Source organism: Lachnoanaerobaculum orale (assembly GCF_003862485.1).
Taxonomy (GTDB): domain Bacteria; phylum Bacillota; class Clostridia; order Lachnospirales; family Lachnospiraceae; genus Lachnoanaerobaculum; species Lachnoanaerobaculum orale.
In genome coordinates this window covers 32264-53132 of sequence record NZ_RRCM01000002.1, presented here as the reverse complement: position 1 = coordinate 53132, position 20869 = coordinate 32264, and the positions used below count along the sequence as shown (strand labels likewise).

Sequence of the window (20869 nt, the reverse complement as noted above, 5' to 3'; positions counted from 1 at the left end):
TTATGGACAGTAAAGAAAGAAGTGCATATTTTTGGAATATGCTTGGCAGTCTTGTATATGCCGTTACAAGTATGCTGCTTGGGGTGGCTGTCACAAGGCTTGCGGGAGCGTATGCAGGCGGAGTATTTTTCTTCGGATTTTCCACATTAGGCCAGCAGCTTTATATAGTTTCATACTTTGGAATGAGACCCATACAGGTTACGGATATTTCAAATGAATATACATTCTGTGATTATTTAAGATTCCGTGCGATGACTTCACTTTTGGCAGTTTTGGCAGGGTTTGTATACATAGTGTTTGTGACTAAAGACAGCTATGTCTTTGAAGTATATATGATATTGTCGCTGTATAAGATTTTGGACGGATTTTGTGATATATTTGAGTCTGAAATGCAAAGACAGGACAGGCTTGATATGACCGGAAAGGCAACGCTTTTCAGAACATTATTCTGTGTATGCATATTTTTGGGAATCCTTGGAATTACAGGTGATTTAAGGCTCAGCTCTTTGGCTCTGCTGCCAAGTATAGCGTTTGCGGCGTTGGTCTTTGATATTATACCGCTTGGCAGATTGAATATAGATAAGAGTGTAAAAAAATCATCATATCTCTCTTTATTAAATAAGAGCAAGTGGCTGTTTTTGGGAGCCTTTATAGACCTTTATATATTTGCGGCCGCAAAGTATGCTGTAAATTACAGGCTTGGAGAGGAGTTAAACGGTTACTTCAGTATAATATTTATACCGACTTCCATAATAAATCTGATGGCAGGATTTATAATAAGGCCGATACTTACAAAACTTTCATTACTGTATAAGACAGGTAACAGAAAAAATTTTGTTTCGACCATATCAAAGATTGCGGTATTTATATTTGCGGCAACGTTATTTGGAATGCTTGCAGCTTATATACTAGGAATACCTGCACTTAAGCTTGTGCTTGGTGATGTGGGAAGTGCAATAGAGCCTTACAGACCGGCATTGGTTTTGGTGATACTTGGCGGAGGACTTTATGCAATAGTAAACTTAGGATACTATTGTCTGGTTATCTTTGAGATGACCGGAGTTATATTCTTTATATATGTGGTCGGTGCGGTTTTTGCATATTTTTTCAGCGATTTTATGGTAAAATACTTTGCTATGAACGGAGCCGCACTTGCATATATGATTACCATGTCGGTATTGACCGTATTTTTCCTTATAGCGGTGATTTTCGGACTCAGAAAGGTTAAAAAATGAATTTAGTAGATGTAATAATACCTACATATAAGCCTGACAACAGATTTTTGACATCAATAAAGAGGCTTTTGGCTCAAAGTGTAAAACCCGGCAAGATTATTATTATAAATACGGACAAAAGTATTTGGGACAAGTCGGGTATTGAAGAGGGTATCAAAGGTATATTTGAAGGCAGCGAAGTAAGTCTTTATATTGAGCATATTGAAAAAAATGAATTTGACCACGGTGCTACAAGAAATCTCGGAGTATCAAAATCTGATGCAAAGTATTTTATATGTATGACTCAAGATGCGGTTTGCTTTGACAAGGAAACTGTAAAATATCTGCTTCGAGGAATGGATAAGTCTATCAAGATGACTTATGCCAGACAGGTACCTGACAAGAAGGCAAATAAGATTGAAAAGTTTACAAGGGAGTTTAATTATCCTGTCGAGTCAATGATAAAGTCTTTTAATGAGAGGCAGACTCTCGGAATAAAGACTTACTTTGCTTCAAATGTATGCGCAGCCTATGAAAGAGAGACATTCGATGCACTTGGAAGCTTTGATACAGGAGAGATTTTAAATGAGGATATGCTTTATGCATACAAGCTTATTGAACATGGATATTTTATAAAATATGAGGCATGGGCAAAGGTGATACATTCTCACAATTACAGCGGAGTAGCGCAGTTTAAAAGAAATTTTGATATCGGAGTTTCACAGGCAAGCAATCCTCATATATTTAAGAATATAAAAAGTGAGAGTGAGGGCAAAAAAATGGTGTTAAAGACAGTAAGGCATCTTTTATCCACTCATTCATATATCAGTGTTGTGAAGCTTGTATATATCAGCGGTTGCAAGTATGCAGGATTTCTGGCGGGTAAGAATTTTAAGATGTTACCGAAGAGTGTGGTGAGAGCTTTCAGCATGAATAAAGGTTTTTGGAGATAGATATGTCTGATACATTGGTAATAATACCGGCATTTAATGAGGAAAAGAATATTGCAAATGTAATAGAGCGACTGACAAACACATTAAATGATGTGGACTATGTGATTGTAAATGACGGCTCTATTGACGCTACATCAAAGATCTGCAGAGAAAGAGGATTTAATATTATTGACTTACCTGTAAATCTGGGACTTGCAGGTGCTTTTCAGACCGGAATGAAGTACGCCTACAAGCACGGCTACAAGTACGCGGTGCAGTTTGACGGTGACGGACAGCACAGACCTGAATATATTCCTACAATGAGAAAAAAGTGTGAGGAATGTGATATAGTCATAGTGTCAAGGTTTGTAACCAAGAAAAAGCCGTTCTCAATGAGGATGCTCGGCTCAAGACTTATCAGCCTTGCAATAAACTTAAGTACCGGTGTGACAATACATGACCCTACTTCAGGTATGCGAATGTACAATGAAAAGCTGATTGCCGAGTTTGCACTCAGACTTAACTATGCGCCTGAGCCGGATACAGTATCCTATCTTATAAAGCAGGGCATGAAAGTCTGTGAGATACAGGGCGAGATGGATGAAAGAGTGGCAGGTATAAGCTACCTTACACCTATCAATGCTATGAAGTATATGTTCAGGATGCTGACATCCATCATCATTATTCAAAGTTTTAGAGAGAAGAAAAAAATATGACAGCTATACTAAGAATAGGACTTATCTTGATATCTATAATGTCATTTTTTATCATTGTTAGAAAGATAAGGAAATCAAAAATAAGAATAGAAGACGGACTGTTCTGGGTGGTCTTTGCCATCATACTGATAGTATTTGCGGTGTTCCCGGGGATCATCTACTTTATCTCCGACCTCGTAGGTGCCAAATCCCCTGCAAATATAGTCTATCTGATAATAATAGGCATGCTCCTTATCAAGCTTTTCTTTATGAGCATACAGATGTCGCTCCTTGAGAACAAGGTGGTGAATCTGGCCCAGGAGATGGCGCTGAAGGAGAAGGAGGATAGGGAGAGAATAAAATAAGAAAAGAATCAAGGTCATAAAAATATGGCCTTGATTCAAATAAATTTTAAAAGTTGATGTAATACATGTGGTTCATTATACTGTGAATTTGTTATTCTCGTATCAAATCGTTTGAAATGGTTTCTTTCATAAAAATCCAATAGGAATTTGCTGTCTGCACATTCAAGAAACTCCATGACACCGCCAATAGAATATTTCAGATTACTTATAGTTTCCAAAGCAAATCCTAAAAGCAGATTACCCGAAATTTGTCTTTCTCTTGGTATCGAGTAGTTTTTTCCAATTTGTGCGATTAGATATGCTGCAGTTGTATACGATCCGTTTTCTTTGTCAAGTATACTTACACGAGAGAGTTTTTTTGCCATAGTTTTACTGATATTTAAACTACTTATAGATATGGGTTTTATGGTTAGTGAGAAATATCCGACAAGTAGAGCAGTATCAGCCTCAAAAACAAGATAAGTAACGGATTGATCTTTTTTAGTAAATTCAATTGCGTTATGTAATAAAAAGTGTTCTACATCATAATTTTTTGGACAAGAAAAGTCAGAGAGTATTTCATTAAGGCTTTCTTCTCCAATATATGTCTGTACATTTTTATCCAAATATGCGCGCATATTTACAGTAAAATAATTATCAGGCATGCTTGTTCCTCTTTGCCATCAGTGATAAGATTTCTTGAGGATTAGTTAGCTGGCGTCCGGGGAGTACTTGCTTTGGAGTACGATCACGTTCTGCTTCGTCTAAAGCTGCAACAAAGCGCTCTATACTTTTGGGATTAGAAATAACAAAATTATGAGTAATACTTGAAGTAGCCATATAAAACCTCCTTAAATGTAAATTTATTTATATTAAGTATATATTGTGTATAGAGAAAAAACAATATTAAATATAAGATAATTCAGGTCTTATTATGTTATTATGAAAAATGAAATAAGAATCGAAATTTAAAATGTCGAAACTTTCATGGTACTTGTAATATACATATCTTTTGCTATACTTATGTCAGATAGGAGGTGTGGAAATGACAAAGGAAAATCTTACATTAAGGATGGACAGTGAGTTGAAAGCGCAAGCATCGGAACTGTTTAAGGAGTTGGGATTGGATTTAAGTACTGCAACGGGCATTTTTTACAGACAGGCTCTTAGATGTCATGGTCTACCGTTTGAGGTGAAAATAGATGAGCCGAATGAAACCACATATAAAGCTGTGGAGTCTGCTAAAAATAATGAAGACTTATACGGCCCTTTCGATAGTGTAAAAGATTTGATGAGTGCGTTACTTTGATTTTCGGTCCCAGGGATACCAGGGCTTTTTTGTTGAAAAAATTTATAAAAACGTAATTAGTCAATGAGTTTAAAAGAATTTACAAATATATTATATTTCTGTCAAGTATATTGATTTAATTAAAAGTATTTATTATAATAATTATGGATGCAGTTCATCATATCTAATAATTTTAGATACATATTTCTTATATTTTCTAATTCAAAAAAGATTTTATTTATAAAGGAGGTTTATGTCTGACAGGTCTATACAAAAATTCAAAGAATATGTACAAAAGTTAAATCCCATTGATGACATTATATTTAGAAAGATGGCAGAGAATAGGGAGTTTTGTGAAGAAATATTGAGGACGTTTTTGCAAGATTATCATCTGAAAGTCTTAAATAATAAGTCGCAATATGCTATAACTAGTATAGAAAGACGCTCTGTAATACTTGATGCTTATTGCGAGTTAAGAGACGGAAGACGAGTGAATATTGAGGTTCAAAATGCCGACAATGTAAATCATCAAAAAAGAGTGAGGTATTACAGCAGTGTGCTTACTACAAGCTTGATGAAAAAAGGAGAAAGCTTTGATAATGTTCCGGAAGTGTGCATGATATATATTTGCAATTTCGATATATTCAAAGAAAATAAGAGCTCATATTTAATAAAAAGGGTGATAGACGGAAGCAATAGAGAAGTTGACAACGGGTTTAAAGAAATATATATCAGTGCCAATATAAATGACGGAACTACACTGTCAGAACTAATGGGAGTTTTTACAAAAGATGATTGTTACAGTGAGAATTTTCCTGTAACGTCTAAAATGAAATATGATTTTAAGTATGTTAAGGAGGGTAATAAGATGACGGATGCAATGAAGGAGTTATACGACATATTTAAAGAAGAATCTAAAGACAAGTGGATAAAAGAGGGTAGAAGAGAAGGCAGAAGAGAGGGTATAAAAGAAGGTAGAAAAGAAGGTGTTATAAATACATTACTTATGCTTGCAAAAGACGGAATAATCTCAGTAGAAGATGCCGCAAAAAGAGCAAATATAAGCGTAAGCATGTTTCAAAAATATTTAAATGAAAAAATGTAAAATAGTAATATTTAAAAATAATGAGGGCACTGTAAAAGGTGTCCTTTTTAATTGGATTAAAACTGTGTATGATAAAGAGGGTAATAAGTGGGGTAATAAAGTTGTCACAGAAGACTATTCTTCAAAAAATAAAAATTAAATTAAGCAAATATAAGGAGAACCATGAAATAAGTTCCTTTTTTGTAAGGAAATGGCTTAAATCTTAATTATGCTAATGAAAAGTATTAATAAATTTGTTATAATTAGCTGGTGCTATGATATTAGATAAAAAAAGATTTTATATGTAAATAATTTTTGAAATGACAATATATGTCTATGTTGAGTAGTATATTAGGCATATAGGAGATGAGATATGAAAGTTTTCGGAGCAGATAAGTCATCACGATTGCTTAAGATATATTCCAAGCTGGTGAAGGGCTGTATTGTAAATAAAAGCGAAGAAGCTGCAAACTTTAATGTGGATGAAAGAACCATACAAAGAGATATTGCAGCCATAAAGGATTATATGGGTACCGATATGACAAACAACGGTGTTATCAATTCCATAATCTATGATAAAGATGTAGGAGGATACAGGATAGAATCGTCATATCAGGGAACTTTGTCAAACAGCGAGACACTTGCAGTATGTAAAATATTGTTGGACAGCAGGGCATTCCCCAAAGATGTAATGCAAGAGATACTTGACAAGCTTATAAGTTGCTGTGTACCGAAAGAAAACAGACAGCCTGTCAAGGAGTTGATAGGGAATGAAGAACATAATTATATAGAGTTAAGGCATAAAACAAACTTCCTTGATACATTATGGGATCTGGGTCAGGCAATCAGAAGTTGCAGATATGTGGAGCTTGAGTATAGGAGAACAAAAGATAAGGCAATAGTAAAAAGAAAAGTAAAGCCTGTGGGAATAATGTTTTCCGAATACTACTTCTATATAACAGCATTTATAGACGACAAAGAAGTGTGTGAGAACTTTGATGTGATAAATGATGCCTTCCCGACTATATACCGTGTGGACAGAATTGTCAGCTATAGAGTACTTGAAGACAGATTTAAAATGCCTTACAAAAACAGATTTGAAGAAGGAGAGTTTAGAAAAAGAATACAGTTTATGTATGGCGGAAAACTCAACAGAATCTGTTTTGAATACACCGGGTCGGATGTTGATGCAATACTTGACCGCCTACCGACTGCAAAGATAGAAAGCGAAAAGGATGGCAAGTATATTATCAGGGCAGAGGTATTCGGTAAGGGTATTGATATGTGGCTGAGGAGCCAGGGGGAGAATGTGAGGGTGATATAGAAAAATATCAAATATATTTTATAAATATTATAAATTTTAACAGTAGGAGGAGAACTATATGGAGTTTTTTAAGAATAAAGGTATTGAGAGAAATAGTGGTTCAGATAAAGAAAATAAAAAAGAATCAGTTAGAGATACTAAAATAATTGGAACAGGTAAGTCTATAACAGAGTCAGTTAGTAAATCTACAAAGATTGCAAAAGATAAATTTTATAAGCCTGAAAAATATGACAGAAAGCTTCTGGACGATGGACATGCAAAAGAAATGACAAAAAAGAAAGCGTTTTCTGAAAATGGTGATGTAAAAGATCCTTATACAAATAAAGATTTATCTTTAACTAAGTCTGAGGCTAAGAGATTATATGGAGAAGATTGGAAAAAACATTTAGCAGAAGCAGATCATAAAGTTCCTTTAAAAAAACGACATGAGCAAACCAAGAATAATCCGTGGCTGACAAGTAAAGATATTAAGAAATCATCAAACAGTTCTGACAATATGGAAACGGTTTCAAGAGAATATAATAATTCTAAGCGTAGCCGTTCAAATACAGAATTTGTAAATGATAAGGAATATTTGAAAAAAACTGGGGTGGAGTTGTCTGATGAAGGAAAGCATAAGGCTATCGAAAGTGAAAGTAATGCAAGAAAAGCCTTACAAATGCAGGATATAAAGGATAGTGCTAAGAATATATTCGAAACAGGAAATGAAGCCGGTATTGGAGGTATGAGAGATTCAGCAATAGTAGTCTCTACTGTTTCGGGAATCCAAAATATTGTGTCAATAATAAAGGGAGAGAAAACTGCAAAAGAGGCTATTGTAGATACTGCGAAGGATACAGGCAAGGCTGCTGCAACAGGCTATGGTTTTAGTTCGGCGCTGACAGTTATTTCACATACACTATCATATTCTTCATCAAGCTTTATAAGGGCTTTAGTAGAATCAAATGTTCCGGGACATGTGATAACAGCAGTGATGGTTGCGGGAGATACTGTAAAACAGTATGCAGAAGGAAAGATATCTACAAAACAATGTATGAATAAACTTCAAGAAAAAGCAAGTGTATTCGCTGGTGGAACGGTTGGAGGTGCAATTGGAGGGCAAATTTTGATTCCTATTCCTATAGTTGGTGCTGCAGTAGGATCATTAGTTGGGTCAGTACTGTCTAGTTATACTTATAACAAGGTAAGTGAAATGCTTGAGAAAAATAATATAGATAAAGGTGCATTAACGGCAGGAGCAGCAGTGAGTACATTAGTTCCTGTTCCAGGGGTAAGCCAGTTTATAGGTAAGAAAGTTTATGATGCTATAACAGATGGTAAAGAGAAAAAAGAAAAGCTATTAGCTGAAAAAGAAAAAGCACTGGAGCAGACTAAGAATTATAGAAATGAACTTAAATCATATTTATCAACTTATTTCAAAGACTATCCAAACTGTTTTAATGAGGCTTTTGAAATGATAGATAGAATGATAAATGGTGGATCAGAGGTTTGATATTGTAGTTAAATATACAATATAATTTTGATGTTTATAATAGATTTAGAATATGTGTGGTAATACAATGAAAAGACGTGAGTTGTTAAAAATAAAAAGAGAGGTACAAAATGCTCTATTTTGCTCAGTATTTTCTGCCAAAGAGCAGATATATGGTGAAATAGAATATATAAATAGTAGAATATGGAAAGTAAAAGAAGAAGTGTGCTGCGTACTGGATGAATGTAAAAATATAGATGAGTTATTAAATATAACTGATTTTACTTTAACAGATACTATAATTGATATAATAGGTAATTTTGGTAATTTGTTGATAAATGTAGAAAAAAAATACCATAATGATCTTATTCATGCAGGAGAAAATATCTTTAATAAATATGGTATAAAAGGATTAAATAGTGATTGTATTGAGTTGTGTGAATTTGAATTTACTAAAGATGATAAGGATTGGATTATAAAAGAATCGGATAATCTAATATATGAATCAGTGAGGGAGGCAATAGATTATATTATTGAAGATACTCAAGGTTATAGTAATTTGGCACGCTCATTTGATTATAAAATAAGTGAATATAAGAAATGGGCGAAACAAATAATCTCAAGAGGTATGGAGTATTTAGCTGAAAATCTTTTACGAAAAGTTATTGGATATTATATTGTTGAATTAGTAAATAATATAAAAACCACAAAAAAAAGTTTTGATTTACTTATTGATAGAAACGCAACTTTGCCGAAACAATTTTGTGACAGTAAAGCAGACATGAAGAATGACACTAATGAGGAAAAACGATATACAATAGATAGTGATAGTCAATATGTTTTGAAAATAAATTTTATTTCAAATACTAGTAGTGGAAAGTCTACACTTATAAATGCCATTTTAAATACAGAAATTTTGCCTGTAGAGAATAGGGCATGCAAAAGCACCTTTTGTAATGTACTTAGCAATGATACTATGAAACATTATGAAGCTGTTTGTTATGCAGATGATATGATTACAGAGGTTTATCCGAGACAAACTATTACGCGGGATATTATGAAGGAGTTTAATTCGAATGATAAAGTTAAATATATAGATATAGAAGGTACAGTACCTGTAATTACAAGCGGCAATATTAGAATTTGTCTAAGAGATACACCTGTACCAAATAATTCAATGGATGAAAATCAAAAGAAAGTAATTCGGAAAATTATAAAAGAAAAAAACTCCTTAGTTATTTATGTAATAGATGCAACGCAAATAATTATAAAAGATGATGAATGTCTTTTGAAAACAATATCTAATGAGATGAGCCAATGTGGTAAACAATCAATGGAACGTTTTATTTTTGTTGTTAATAAATGTGATGCAATTGATGAGGAAAGGGGAGAGACCGCAGATAAAATATTACAAGATGTTAGGGAGTACCTAAAAGAGTTTGATATCACTGAGCCTACACTCATTCCAACCAGTGCGAGAATGGCTCTAATAATTAGAAAAAATATGAGAGGAGAGCTACTGTCACGAAATGAAAGAAGTACATTAAATGAGATAGAAGATTTTATTGAAGTTGAAGAATTACATTATGAAGAATTTGCAACACTTACCTCAACGGTAAAAGAAAAGTTAAAGGATAAAATAAGGGAATATGGTTGTGACGAGGATAATAGAGGGTTGAAAGCCCTGATACATACAGGTGTTCCTGCACTAGAAGAAGTGATTAACAGATATATCGAAAAGTATATTTATAATGTTGATAATGAAGAATATAGTAGTATAAATAGAAAGGACACACATAATTCAGACTCAAATGTATGTTATCAGGCAAATAGAGAATCCTTTTTGAGTAATGATTTCTTTCCGACAGGTATTACAGTAGATGAAGGAAGTATCTTTCCAATGGTAGTAATGGCAACTATGTCAAGTGGTAAAAGTACTCTGATAAATGCATTACTTGGAGGGCAGGTATTACCAAGTAAGAATGAAGCTTGTACTGCAAAGAAATATATGATTTTGGATGATGATCAGTCAGACGGCACAACCATTTATATTACATATAAAAATGGACAAACTCTAATTGAAAAGGAGAATATTGCAGAAGAATTAGAAAGAGCAAATAATAACGAAGAAGTTGTTGAAGTTTTGATAAAAGATGATATAAAAGGTGTTTTAAATACAGATAGAGCGTTACTTGTAGTTGATACACCAGGACCGAATAATTCAAGAGATGAATCTCATGAAAAAGTTATGGAAGATGTCATCAGTAAGGTTAAAGGTGGATTGTTCTTATATGTAATGAATGCTACACAAATGGGAATTAATGATGACAAGTATCTTTTATGGAAAATAAGAGAACAAATTAAGGTAAATCCAAAGATATCTTTGATATTTGTATTGAACAAGGTTGATCAATTGGATGAAGATAGGGGAGAATCAGTAGAGCAGTTTGTATCAATTGCCAAAGAATATTTGCTATCAAATGGTATTGAAAAGCCATATATTATTCCGGTTTCAGCATTATCTGCAAGTTTATTTAAAAAGGTGTTGAATGGATTAGAATTGACCAGAAATGAGTATAGATCATTCTGCGATTGTTACGATGTATATCAGCCGAAAGATTATTCTATGCGATCGTTTGCAATAACGGACACATTGAAAAATCAAAATGATAAAGTTCAAGTCAGAGGTATGGAATATATGATTAGAGATTTGAACAGGGCAATAGATAATACAGGGATAAGGTTACTTGAAGAGGAGATTCAGAAAGCACAAATTTTGAGTAGTGGAATTATAAAAAATACAGTCAATGTATGTGGAGGTAAATGAATAATGACAGAATTTTATATTGGGTATAATCCATATTTAGTAGAGTGTGTATTTAAAAAGAATGGGAATGAGTTGAGAGAAGGTAAAATTGGTTCAAAACGAAAGAATCATAGATTACAGGCCTTGCTTGGAGAGTTATCAAACTGGAAGGGATTGATAGAAGAAATTGATAATTCATGCGATGATGATAAAGTAAGAGTTACTTTTAGAGGCAGAAAAATAGATTTTGATGATTTAAAATACGCATTAAATTTATATAAGGGAAAAAACAAGTTTGAGTTACAATTTGAAGAGGCAAAAAACGATTCAGGTATAAGTAAAGAACTTGATGAAATAATGTTTGATATAAAAGAAAAAAAAATACCTGAATTTACGACTAAGAATGATAAAGGAAAAGATATTTTCGACTCATATAGTGAGGCAAAAAATGGGCTTTTTGAGGTAAGTGTAATTGCAACTATGAGTAGCGGAAAATCCACACTTATAAACTCTCTTTTAAATATGGAACTACTTCCTTCAGAGAATAAGGCCTGTACAGCAACTATTTGTAAAATACTTGACAATGATACTATGGACCATTATGAAGCTACATGTTATGCAGATGATGGTATTACAGAGATTTATCCAAGGCAAACTATTACATTGGAGAACATGAAGGAATTTAATTCCAATGATAAGGTTACATATATAGATATAGAAGGTTCTGTACCTGCGATCCCAAGTGACAAGATAAGACTTTGCCTAAGAGATACCCCGGGACCTAATAATTCAAGGGATGAAAATCATAGTAGACTTACTAATAACATTATAAAAGGGACAAATTCGGTAGTCCTTTATGTAATGAATGCAACACAAATAGCTATAAAAGATGATGAACAACTTTTGAGAACAATATCTAATGAGATGAGACAAGGTGGAAAACAATCAAGGGATCGTTTTATTTTTGTTATCAATAAATGTGATGCACTTGATGAGGAAAGAGGAGAGACGGTAGATAAACTATTACAAAATGTTAGAGAGTATCTAAATGAGTTTGATATTACTGAGCCTACGCTTATTCCAACCAGTGCAAGAATGGCCTTATTGATTAGAAAAAATATGAGAGGAGAGGGGTTATCACGTAATGAAAGAAATACATTAAACGACATAAACGATTTTATTGAAGTAAAAGAATTACATTACGAAGAATTTGCAACACTTACTCCAACAGTAAAAGAAAAGTTACAGAATAAAATAAGGGAATATGGTTGTGATGAGGATAAGAGAGAGCTTGAAGCTTTGATACATACAGGTATACCGGCGGTGGAGGCAACGATTGCTGAGTATATTGATAAATATGCATATCCTATGAAAGTTAAGGATGCAATAAAGGATATTGTAAAGAGGCTGGATGAGATTAATATGAAGGCTGCATTTGAAAAAAGTATAGCTACAGATGTAGAAAAACTCTTAAAGGTTAGAGAACAAATAAAGATAGCAAAGGAGAAAAATAATCAAGGTAAGTATCTATATGATGAATATAAGTATAAAATAAACAGTTTTAAGCTGAATTCAGATACTGAAACGGAGGCACAGTATAATGTTGAAAGAGAATTAAACCAAATGGTAAGACCGTATGATGGGAAGTCAAAGATTGATAAGAGGGATGCCGACTATATGATTTCGGAATTTGAGTATAGGCTTGAAGATTACCAAAGGGATTGCGAGTGTAGATTAAATCGAGAAATTGAAAATAAGATATTTGGTGAATGTAAAAAACTGCTGGATGACTATACAAATATGGTAAAAAGCATTATTGACAATATCAAAATTGAAAATTTTGATTTTAATCGAATAAGAGCTTTTGATGCTATAAAAATATCGAATTTGTATGATATACAGTGCAGAAATGAGCATACACGATACAGAAGTGAGACCAGAGTAAAGGATAATCCGGAAAGAAAAGGGTTTACAGGATTTTTCAAGTTTTGGAAGAAGAAACAAATTTCTTATACAGTTGCTGTAGAGGATGGTATTGATGTTGATGTGAGGGGAGTAATAGTCAATATTATGTCAAGTTTCTCATCCAGTATAAAGAGGAATATAAGTGATATGTTTAAGCAGGCTAATGAGCAGGTAGAAGAATACAAGGCTGTATTTAATGAAAATATTGATATTTTAAATACAGAAATAACAAATATTTTGGAAAAACTGGATTCAGATACTAAGGAGTCAAGTGTACTTGAAAAAAGGGTAAAAGAAAATCAGGCATTAGCGAATTGGTTCAATGAGAAGGATAAGGCAATTCGTCAAGTATTGGAATTTTAAGGAGGTAGAAATATGCAAAAATATGATGCAGTTGAAAAAGGAATAGCGAATAATGATGTAAAGGCATTAAGAGAGGCTATAGGAAGTATATGCTACACTAATAGAGACTTTTCAAATAGCGAATTTTTTGAGGTTGTAAGATATGTTGAATCAAATGGTATAAAGCTAAAGGATGATACCCTGGTAGGTGCTGAGCCTGTTTCCAAAATAAAAACAGAGTTTGATGAGGATGATTTTACAAGGGCAGTTTTTGAATTAAAAAGAAACTTTTGCGATGAGAGAATTAAGGATGTTGAAACTATTGGCAAAAAGTTATATGGAAAAAAGGATATACAAAAGGAAAACACTACAAGTAGAGTTATAAATCAAAGACAGGAAAGAAGCCTAAAGAGAGAAACAGTAAATAGAAATGTAGATAATGGTGAATTCCCAAACGCACAGAGCCACCAACCGAACAATACAGTGAAAATAGTAATAGGTGTGGTGGCGATAGCAGCGATGATAGTAATAATATTGTACATTGGCTCATCACTAGTGAGGATATAAAAAAGAAATACAGTTGTGATGTTTCAAAAGCTTGTGCCAAATGTGAAAAAAGACATGAGTGTAATAATAAAGGTGCAAAAGGATATAGAAAATTTAAATATGAGTACAGAAAATGGATGAAATTAAAATTTTTCTGTGATTATATTAATGGAAAATGTAAATTGAAAGAATGTTCTTTATATGATAAATGTAATAAAGAAGAAAAAACTAATTATGAGATTTGGAGAAGGGAATTTTATAATAATAAAAAAAAAGATTTAGAAAAACTGATGAGAGGAGGAATGTAAATGAATACTGAGTTATCAGAAGTTCAAAATATAGATAAACTTAATGAATCACTTTTGTTAGCGAAGGATATTATAACAAAAGACTATTTATATCAATTAAATCAATATCAGGTTGCGGATATACCTACAGAGTTACAGGAACTTGACATCACTGAATATACAAGAATATATAAGTTCACAAAAATGGTATCTGATAAAAAGGAAAGTGTTATTGATAAATTTGTAACAGTATTAAATGCTGCATATTTAAGCAATGCCACGGTAGTTACATTCATTAAAAGCAATAAGGAATACACAGATTATTACTTAGGTGTAGTAAATAAGCATAATAATGATATTACAACACAGGGGGAGATCTTGAAAAGAGCATTAACAGGTAATTTTCCGGGATTGGAGATACTTCCTATATCAGGTGATAGAAAAAAGCAATTAATCGATACTATATTTGAGGATGATTATATAACGTCTATTTCAGGAATAGCATCGGTTAGAAATGAGAAAGATAATTCCTATGAAAAATTTGTTCAAGGAATAGAGCATCTTATAGATTCGGTTGAAGGTAGAGAGTATAGTGTAGTTGTGATTGCGGATCCGATAAGTGCCAAAGAGATTGCAAGTACAAAGTTGGGGTATGAGTCACTTTATACACAGCTGTCACCGTTTTTGAAGACATCTATCAGCTATAATGAATCAGAGAGTATTACTGTAAACCAAACACATACAGAAGGATTATCTGATTCAATTAGTGAAAGCACATCTTTAACCCAGAGTTATTCAAAAACAAGCGGTTGGAATGAAGGGATAAGCAGTGGTACAAGTACAAATAAAGATACAGGGCAGTTATTAGGATTGGCAGGAGCGGCAATTGGAGGAGCAGCAGGTTTTTTTTTGGGACCTCTAGGAGTGGCAGGAGGTGCGTATTTAGGAAGTTCCATAGGGGGTCAAATTGGTAGTACATTAATTGGTTCTCATGGAACAAACACTGGTCAGTCATCAGGTACAAGTGGTGGCAGTTCCGAATCTTCCGGAAAAAGTTCATCGAAGTCTTATTCATCTTCTACACAAAGTAGCGATTCCAGTGGTGAATCGGAAGGAACAACACATGGAAGAACATTGCAATTATCAAATGAAAATAAGATGGTCAAGGACTTGTTGTCAAAGATTGATAAACAGGTTGAAAGGCTTTTAAAGTGCGAGTCTTATGGAGCATTTAATTGTGCTACATATGTGATTTCTTCAGATCCTGAGACTAATGCTATTGTATCCAGTGGATACAGTGCATTGATGAGAGGTGATAATTCATCATTGCAGACATCACAAATAAATAATTGGAATGAGGACACAAGAGATAGAAGAATTGTAAAGGAATATTTAAAGAGATTATCACATCCACTATTTATCAGTCCGATAAATAGTAAAATATTACTTAGTCCGGCTTCGATTAGTAATTCCTATGAGTTGACAGTAAATATAGGATTACCTAAAAAATCAATCAATGGTTTGCCTGTGTTTGAAATGGCAGCATTTGGAAGAAATGTTTTTGAAACTAATTTGTCTAATAAGAATACTTCAAAGATAAACTTAGGTAATATTTATCATATGGGATCTGAACAAGCCACAAAAGTAGATTTGAACTTAAAAAGTCTTGCTATGCATACATTTATTACAGGCTCCACAGGTTCAGGAAAATCAAATACTGTTTATCAATTATTAAGAGAGTTAAAAAAGCAAAAGATACATTTCTTAGTAGTTGAACCTGCTAAGGGAGAATACAAACATGTATTCGGTAATGACGATGCGAAGGTATATGGCACCAATATATATTTAACACCGTTATTAAAATTAAATCCTTTCAAATTTCCTGTAGGGATACATGTGCTTGAGCATATAGACAGATTAATTGAAATATTTAATGTATGTTGGCCTATGTATGCAGCAATGCCGGCAGTATTAAAAGAATCTGTAGAGAGATCATACAAAAACGCCGGTTGGAATTTAGAAACGTCAAGGAATACATACTCAAATAAGTTGTTCCCAACATTTGTGGATGTATTGAGGGAACTAAATAATGTAATGAATGAATCTTCATTTTCAGATGAGGTGAGGGATAATTATATAGGGGCACTAGCTACAAGAATTCAATCATTGACAAACGGAATTTATAAGAAGATATTTGACAGTGATGAACTTGGCGATGATAAGTTATTTGATGAAAATGTAATTATTGATTTGAGCCGCGTTGGATCAGTGGAGACTAAATCAATGATTATGGGTATTTTAGTAATGAGATTACAAGAATACCGTATGACATCAGGAGCTATGAATGCAGATTTGAAGCATGTTACTGTTTTGGAAGAAGCACATAATCTTTTGAAGAGGACTTCAACTGAACAAAGTGGTGAATCAGCTAATTTGCTGGGAAAATCTGTAGAAATGCTTTCAAATGCAATTGCGGAAGTAAGGACATATGGAGAAGGTTTTATCATAGCAGATCAGGCGCCGGGATTACTTGATATGAGTGTAATTAGGAATACAAATACAAAAATAATAATGAGATTACCAGATGCTGAGGATAGAAATTTGGTGGGTAAATCAGCTAACCTCACAGAAGATCAAATAAAAGAGCTTGCAAAGATTCCTACCGGTATTGCAGCAGTTTATCAAAATAACTGGTTGGAGCCGGTACTGTGCAAAGTTGGATATGAAAGTGCAGATGGAATGTACGAAAATATATCTGAAGATGTGACATTTGGTTATAATGAGAACTCACTTATAATAAATAAACTTTTAGATAAAGTGGCGGGTGAGAGGCTTGACTTAAACATGAATGAATTGATTGATAAAGTGATAAAATCGTCGTTTACAACATATGAAAAGACAGAATTAATAAGGCTGTTTAAACAAAATGGTTATATTGGTATTGATGATATTCAATCAGTAGTATTTAATATTGTCGCCAATGATGATTTGATAAGAGAAGCAGAGGGGTCAGAGTCTATTGAGGAGTGGATGAATACTTATATATATGCAGAGGATTCAATTGTGTCAGGTTTGTCTGAGTGGAGAAGAAATCAGATTGCAGAGTGTATTCTTAGAGAACAAATCATGAGACATGAAGTTGAAGAGAGCTATTTGGAACAATTTCGTGAATACATAAATAGTGAGGTGATTTAGTGAAAGAGATAGGAGAATTTAAGCCAAAACAAAATCTTGATTCGTCCAAAACAATAAAGGCATTTGAAAATGCAAAGAATGATGTAAAAGGTCCGGAGCATATAAATACTATTAATCAAGATAAAGAAGGTACAGTGTATAATGGAGTTTTATATGAAAAAAGGGTGATTAGGGTCAATGGAAGAAAAATTGAGGGGGTATTTCCGCAATTTGAAAGTAAATTTGATGCTTATTTACCTAAAAAAATGTGGCATTCGAGTGACACAGAACAGTTTAAATATTGTGTAAATAATTTAAGGAATGCTATAGATGGTAATCCCGATCTTGCAAAGGAATTTACACCAAGACAATTGGAACAAATTAGAAATGGAGAACCTAGAATAAGTGGTAAGACTTGGCATCATAATGAGGTACCTGGGAAAATGTAATTAGTGGATAGTGATGAGCATGATATTTGTAGGCATACCGGAGGACGTAGCATTTGGGGTGGTGGATCAGAGTATAGGTAGGAGGTAGAAAGAATATGGTTTGGAAATATAAAATTGATTTAGAAGATAAGACTATATTTTCTAAAATTGAACAAAGCAGGGAAATAGAAATTCCTGAAGATTTAAAACAGTTAGTTATTGATGAGAATGCTGCAACACCGGAAAAGTATTGTTTTATGGTTGGAAATAATGAGAGAGTATTTGGTTCAGTATTATCATTTAATAAATCAGATGATGATACGGTTTTTAAGGCTTTAGATGTGGTACAAGATAAAAATTTATTGCCTTTTGGAATTGATCCGTTTGGTAACTATATTTGCTTGAATTTGAAATCTGAAGAAGTAGTATTTTTTGATCACGAAACAGATAGAATAGAATCAACAGGAAAAAAATTGAAGCAATTCATTGAAAGCTTATATTAAATCTTAAATCAATATCTATTAATTATTAAAATTGATTTTGATTGTATATGTATAACTTATAGTCAATAAAGAGCTAGAATTATGTGGATTTCTAAGAATAAGTTAATTTAATCGTGTATTATAATATATTAAGTATCCTGAGATGCAAAATGAGTTTGTCCAATTGTATCTTGGGATATTTTTAGTTTCAGGTAAGCAGGTTGTTAATTTTTTGAACACGATATCATAGATCTGAGTTGACTATATAGAGAAAAAAGCGTAGTATACAGATATATAATAAGTAAAAAGCAGCTTTTAGATGGTCATGAGGTGGATAATATGTTGGTTAATATTACAGTAGAGAATTTTAAGTCTTTTGATAAAAAAGAAGAATTGTCTATGATTTCATCAAGCAAGATACAGGAAAATAAGAGTCACCGTATTAAAATAAAGCAAACAAACTTATTGAAGAATGCAGTAATATATGGTGCGAATGCTTCAGGAAAATCAAACTTGGTTAAATCATTGGAGTTTATAAAAACAGTAATAATGGAAGGACTTCCTTTGGAGTCTGTAAATGATTATTGTAGGAATAAAGATTCAAATAAAGATAGGGAAAGTGTATTTGAACTGCAATTTACAGTAGGTGATAAATTTTATGCATATGGTTTTGCCGCTGTTTTAAGTAAGAGAAAGATTATAGAAGAGTGGCTGTATGAGTTAATGCAGGATGGAAGTGCAAATAATCTGTTTTTAAGGGATGGCGGTAATATGCCGAAGTTAGGTGAAGGAATTAGGTTGTCAAGTGCCGAAAAAAACAGGTTTAATGTTTATGCAGAAGATTTTGCAGGAAATGAAACAGGGCTTTTTCTAACAGAGATGAATAGGGGCAAGAGATATGAAGATAATTCCAAGTTTATCTTTTTCAAAAAGGTATTTGAGTGGCTTATAAATAATATTATTATAATAAATCCTGATAGAGGCATTTCAAGTGATGAGGTATATTATACAAAGGAATCATTGGATACGGTTAGTAAATTGATAGAGACTTTTGATACAGGGGTAAATGAAATAAATACAAAAGAAATTACTTCGGAAGAACTTGGTAAGATGATTCCGAAAGATGTGCTGTCAAATATTTTTGATAGTATTAAGTTAAAAATGCAATTAGAAAATTTAAAGAAAATGCAAATGACTTGGAGAATAGGTGAAGGATTTTTTAATATAAGAATAAGAGAAAACTCCGAGCCTGAAATTACTACAATTGTATTAAAGCATGGTAAGTCTATATTTGATTTTTCTGAAGAATCTGACGGCACAAAGAGATTGATTGATCTTATATATATGCTTATGATAAAGCAAGATGATATTGTATTTGTTGTTGATGAATTGGAGAGAAGCTTACATCCAAAGCTTACAGAACATTTTATTGAAATGTTTATGGAATCACATAAAGAAGAGAGGATTCAGCTGATATTTACGACTCATGAGAATGCTATCATGGACAAAAAAATATTCCGTAGAGATGAAATATGGTTTATTGAGAGAGATAATAATAATGTCAGTGTAATCTATTCCTTAGATAAATTTAAGGAAAGATATGACAAAAAACTAAGTAAGGCTTATTTAGAGGGAAGATATGGTGCGATACCTGTGTTTAAGCAATTTCAATTTAATAAAGAGGTGTAGTTATGCCGGTTCATACTTATACAAATTGGAATAAGCGTTCTTCTGATTTAGAGGAACAAATTGAGCCTTTGAGGAAATATTACTTTATATGTGAAGGTGCAAATACTGAAACTTTTTATTTCAAAAAATTGATTGACCTCAGAAAGAATTTGGGTATACACCCCTTAATAGATATTCGCCTTTGGGAAAAGACAGATAAAGATAGAAACATATCATTTGCAAAGAATCTTGTTGAATTTGCAAATAAGCAGAAAGCACTGGCGGAAAATGACTTTGATGTAGAGCGTGACAGAATGATTATAGTTTTTGATGGGGATATTTTTGAAGAAAAAGTAGAAGGTTACGATAAATTGATAGAAGATATTGAAAAGAGTGATATAGCGGCAGTTTCTAATCCTAATTTTGAATTATTTTTGTTACTTCATAAAGAAGGCAGCTATGAAGATTATATAAAAGGCAGGGAAGAATATTTCTTAAATATGGTTGATGGTAAATATAGTTATGCAAAGGATGTTTTGCTTAATATAACAGGGATGAATTCCAAGAAAAACCCTCAAATAGGTGATCTTGCAGAAGATATTATGATTGCAATCAAACAGGAGAAATATATTAATCAAGATATACATAATATAAAAGGCAGAATCAGTAGTAATATAGGGTTGATTATAGAGGGGATTATAAAAGATAACCCATATATAAGGAGGGTAATAAGATGACGGATGCAATGAAGGAGTTATACGACATATTTAAAGAAGAATCTAAAGACAAGTGGATAAAAGAGGGTAGAAGAGAAGGCAT

20 protein-coding genes are annotated in these 20869 nt (G+C 32.9%); 18 read left to right on the top strand and 2 right to left on the bottom strand.

Annotation, left to right across the window (positions count from 1 at the left end):
• Nucleotides 1-2 precede the first annotated feature (2 nt).
• From EHW90_RS10385 to EHW90_RS10370, 4 genes are read left to right on the top strand one after another with little or no spacing between them, the layout of a single operon-like run.
• A complete protein-coding gene (locus EHW90_RS10385) occupies nucleotides 3-1235 on the top strand; it encodes a lipopolysaccharide biosynthesis protein (RefSeq protein ID WP_124952708.1) in 1233 nt (410 codons plus the stop codon).
• Nucleotides 1232-2167: a glycosyltransferase family 2 protein gene (locus EHW90_RS10380; protein WP_124952707.1), complete on the top strand. Its 936-nt coding sequence runs from the start codon at nucleotides 1232-1234 to the stop codon at nucleotides 2165-2167. The genes EHW90_RS10385 and EHW90_RS10380 overlap by 4 nt, the downstream gene beginning before the upstream one ends.
• Nucleotides 2168-2169: 2 nt before the next feature.
• Complete coding sequence (locus EHW90_RS10375) at nucleotides 2170-2862, top strand: glycosyltransferase family 2 protein (RefSeq protein ID WP_124952706.1); 693 nt, start codon at nucleotides 2170-2172, stop codon at nucleotides 2860-2862.
• Nucleotides 2859-3206 carry a DUF2304 domain-containing protein gene (locus tag EHW90_RS10370; protein ID WP_124952705.1) on the top strand — a complete coding sequence of 116 codons (348 nt, stop codon included), beginning with the start codon at nucleotides 2859-2861 and terminating at the stop codon, nucleotides 3204-3206. Before EHW90_RS10375 ends, EHW90_RS10370 begins: the two co-directional genes overlap by 4 nt.
• 35 nt (nucleotides 3207-3241) lie before the next feature.
• On the opposite strand, the gene EHW90_RS10365 is transcribed toward EHW90_RS10370, so the two are convergent.
• On the bottom strand, nucleotides 3242-3850 hold the full coding sequence (locus tag EHW90_RS10365; protein ID WP_060930844.1) for a hypothetical protein: 609 nt from the start codon (nucleotides 3848-3850) through the stop codon (nucleotides 3242-3244).
• Nucleotides 3843-4025: a hypothetical protein gene (locus tag EHW90_RS10360; RefSeq protein ID WP_060930843.1), complete on the bottom strand. Its 183-nt coding sequence runs from the start codon at nucleotides 4023-4025 to the stop codon at nucleotides 3843-3845. Before EHW90_RS10360 ends, EHW90_RS10365 begins: the two co-directional genes overlap by 8 nt.
• Nucleotides 4026-4230: 205 nt before the next feature.
• Here EHW90_RS10360 and EHW90_RS10355 point away from each other — a divergent pair, with 205 nt between their 5' ends.
• The 14 genes from EHW90_RS10355 to EHW90_RS10300 all read left to right on the top strand — a co-directional run bounded on the left by EHW90_RS10355 (nucleotide 4231) and on the right by EHW90_RS10300 (nucleotide 20787).
• Nucleotides 4231-4494, top strand: coding sequence for a type II toxin-antitoxin system RelB/DinJ family antitoxin (locus EHW90_RS10355; RefSeq protein WP_060930842.1), 264 nt, complete (start codon nucleotides 4231-4233; stop codon nucleotides 4492-4494).
• Nucleotides 4495-4726: 232 nt separating this feature from the next.
• Entirely contained in the window at nucleotides 4727-5578 is an 852-nt protein-coding gene (locus EHW90_RS10350) for an Rpn family recombination-promoting nuclease/putative transposase (RefSeq protein WP_124952704.1), read from the top strand.
• Nucleotides 5565-5717: a hypothetical protein gene (locus EHW90_RS13355; RefSeq protein ID WP_207667053.1), complete on the top strand. Its 153-nt coding sequence runs from the start codon at nucleotides 5565-5567 to the stop codon at nucleotides 5715-5717. The genes EHW90_RS10350 and EHW90_RS13355 overlap by 14 nt, the downstream gene beginning before the upstream one ends.
• Before the next feature lie 213 nt (nucleotides 5718-5930).
• Nucleotides 5931-6881: a helix-turn-helix transcriptional regulator gene (locus tag EHW90_RS10345; protein WP_124952703.1), complete on the top strand. Its 951-nt coding sequence runs from the start codon at nucleotides 5931-5933 to the stop codon at nucleotides 6879-6881.
• 58 nt (nucleotides 6882-6939) lie between these two features.
• Nucleotides 6940-8373, top strand: coding sequence for a hypothetical protein (locus EHW90_RS10340; RefSeq protein ID WP_124952702.1), 1434 nt, complete (start codon nucleotides 6940-6942; stop codon nucleotides 8371-8373).
• Between the two features lie 67 nt (nucleotides 8374-8440).
• The gene (locus EHW90_RS10335) at nucleotides 8441-11179 is read left to right on the top strand and encodes a dynamin family protein (RefSeq protein ID WP_167456754.1); all 2739 of its coding nucleotides are present in this window, start codon (nucleotides 8441-8443) and stop codon (nucleotides 11177-11179) included.
• A 3-nt stretch (nucleotides 11180-11182) separates the two neighbouring features.
• Nucleotides 11183-13486, top strand: coding sequence for a dynamin family protein (locus EHW90_RS10330; RefSeq protein WP_124952700.1), 2304 nt, complete (start codon nucleotides 11183-11185; stop codon nucleotides 13484-13486).
• A gap of 12 nt (nucleotides 13487-13498) precedes the next feature.
• The gene (locus EHW90_RS10325) at nucleotides 13499-14032 is read left to right on the top strand and encodes a hypothetical protein (protein ID WP_124952699.1); all 534 of its coding nucleotides are present in this window, start codon (nucleotides 13499-13501) and stop codon (nucleotides 14030-14032) included.
• A 116-nt stretch (nucleotides 14033-14148) separates the two neighbouring features.
• Complete coding sequence (locus EHW90_RS13290; protein WP_167456753.1) at nucleotides 14149-14319, top strand: hypothetical protein; 171 nt, start codon at nucleotides 14149-14151, stop codon at nucleotides 14317-14319.
• Nucleotides 14320-17493: an ATP-binding protein gene (locus tag EHW90_RS10320; protein WP_124952698.1), complete on the top strand. Its 3174-nt coding sequence runs from the start codon at nucleotides 14320-14322 to the stop codon at nucleotides 17491-17493.
• A complete protein-coding gene (locus EHW90_RS10315) occupies nucleotides 17493-17921 on the top strand; it encodes an HNH endonuclease (RefSeq protein WP_124952697.1) in 429 nt (142 codons plus the stop codon). The genes EHW90_RS10320 and EHW90_RS10315 overlap by 1 nt, the downstream gene beginning before the upstream one ends.
• A gap of 95 nt (nucleotides 17922-18016) precedes the next feature.
• Nucleotides 18017-18403: an SMI1/KNR4 family protein gene (locus EHW90_RS10310; protein ID WP_124952696.1), complete on the top strand. Its 387-nt coding sequence runs from the start codon at nucleotides 18017-18019 to the stop codon at nucleotides 18401-18403.
• Nucleotides 18404-18721: 318 nt separating this feature from the next.
• The gene (locus tag EHW90_RS10305) at nucleotides 18722-20071 is read left to right on the top strand and encodes an AAA family ATPase (protein ID WP_124952695.1); all 1350 of its coding nucleotides are present in this window, start codon (nucleotides 18722-18724) and stop codon (nucleotides 20069-20071) included.
• Between the two features lie 2 nt (nucleotides 20072-20073).
• Nucleotides 20074-20787 (top strand): RloB family protein, encoded by a 714-nt coding sequence (locus EHW90_RS10300; protein ID WP_124952694.1) that lies wholly within the window; start codon nucleotides 20074-20076, stop codon nucleotides 20785-20787.
• Nucleotides 20788-20869 lie beyond the last annotated feature (82 nt).

Bases quoted from the DNA above. Each gene is read 5' to 3' on its own strand.
- EHW90_RS10385 (WP_124952708.1), top strand. From the start codon at position 3: ATGGACAGTAAAGAAAGAAGTGCATATTTTTGGAATATGCTTGGCAGT.
- EHW90_RS10380 (WP_124952707.1), top strand. From the start codon at position 1,232: ATGAATTTAGTAGATGTAATAATACCTACATATAAGCCTGACAACAGA.
- EHW90_RS10375 (WP_124952706.1), top strand. From the start codon at position 2,170: ATGTCTGATACATTGGTAATAATACCGGCATTTAATGAGGAAAAGAAT.
- EHW90_RS10370 (WP_124952705.1), top strand. From the start codon at position 2,859: ATGACAGCTATACTAAGAATAGGACTTATCTTGATATCTATAATGTCA.
- EHW90_RS10365 (WP_060930844.1), bottom strand. From the start codon at position 3,850: ATGCCTGATAATTATTTTACTGTAAATATGCGCGCATATTTGGATAAA.
- EHW90_RS10360 (WP_060930843.1), bottom strand. From the start codon at position 4,025: ATGGCTACTTCAAGTATTACTCATAATTTTGTTATTTCTAATCCCAAA.
- EHW90_RS10355 (WP_060930842.1), top strand. From the start codon at position 4,231: ATGACAAAGGAAAATCTTACATTAAGGATGGACAGTGAGTTGAAAGCG.
- EHW90_RS10350 (WP_124952704.1), top strand. From the start codon at position 4,727: ATGTCTGACAGGTCTATACAAAAATTCAAAGAATATGTACAAAAGTTA.
- EHW90_RS13355 (WP_207667053.1), top strand. From the start codon at position 5,565: ATGAAAAAATGTAAAATAGTAATATTTAAAAATAATGAGGGCACTGTA.
- EHW90_RS10345 (WP_124952703.1), top strand. From the start codon at position 5,931: ATGAAAGTTTTCGGAGCAGATAAGTCATCACGATTGCTTAAGATATAT.
- EHW90_RS10340 (WP_124952702.1), top strand. From the start codon at position 6,940: ATGGAGTTTTTTAAGAATAAAGGTATTGAGAGAAATAGTGGTTCAGAT.
- EHW90_RS10335 (WP_167456754.1), top strand. From the start codon at position 8,441: ATGAAAAGACGTGAGTTGTTAAAAATAAAAAGAGAGGTACAAAATGCT.
- EHW90_RS10330 (WP_124952700.1), top strand. From the start codon at position 11,183: ATGACAGAATTTTATATTGGGTATAATCCATATTTAGTAGAGTGTGTA.
- EHW90_RS10325 (WP_124952699.1), top strand. From the start codon at position 13,499: ATGCAAAAATATGATGCAGTTGAAAAAGGAATAGCGAATAATGATGTA.
- EHW90_RS13290 (WP_167456753.1), top strand. From the start codon at position 14,149: ATGAAATTAAAATTTTTCTGTGATTATATTAATGGAAAATGTAAATTG.
- EHW90_RS10320 (WP_124952698.1), top strand. From the start codon at position 14,320: ATGAATACTGAGTTATCAGAAGTTCAAAATATAGATAAACTTAATGAA.
- EHW90_RS10310 (WP_124952696.1), top strand. From the start codon at position 18,017: ATGGTTTGGAAATATAAAATTGATTTAGAAGATAAGACTATATTTTCT.
- EHW90_RS10305 (WP_124952695.1), top strand. From the start codon at position 18,722: ATGTTGGTTAATATTACAGTAGAGAATTTTAAGTCTTTTGATAAAAAA.
- EHW90_RS10300 (WP_124952694.1), top strand. From the start codon at position 20,074: ATGCCGGTTCATACTTATACAAATTGGAATAAGCGTTCTTCTGATTTA.